This window comes from Pseudomonas sp. SIMBA_041, from assembly GCF_046535095.1.
In the GTDB taxonomy this organism is placed as follows: Bacteria; Pseudomonadota; Gammaproteobacteria; order Pseudomonadales; family Pseudomonadaceae; genus Aquipseudomonas; species Aquipseudomonas mucoides.
Window position 1 is genome coordinate 1 of record NZ_JAWRXJ010000878.1, and the last position, 239, is coordinate 239.

Annotated in this window: 1 pseudogene; it reads right to left on the reverse strand. The window is 60.7% G+C overall.

From position 1 onward, the window contains the following. Positions 1–239, reverse strand: a pseudogene (locus SB725_RS33660) (hypothetical protein); the annotation flags it as partial.

Below are 239 nucleotides of genomic sequence, written 5' to 3' on the forward strand. Positions count from 1 at the left end.
GGGCAGCGCATCGGCCAGCCAGAATGCCACGTCGCCCAGCTGGTTGGCCTGGATCGGCAACAAGGCAATCACTTTGCCGCCGTCGTGACTCACCACGATACCCGGCTCGAGGTTGATGGTGGGTGCACCGAAGCCCAGCGCCTCATGGCGAATGGGCAACGTCTTCAGAAAATGCTCCAGCAGCGTGTACATCTCGAATGCCGCTGGGATGTCTTTTTGAATGGCCGGGGTGCTCTTGG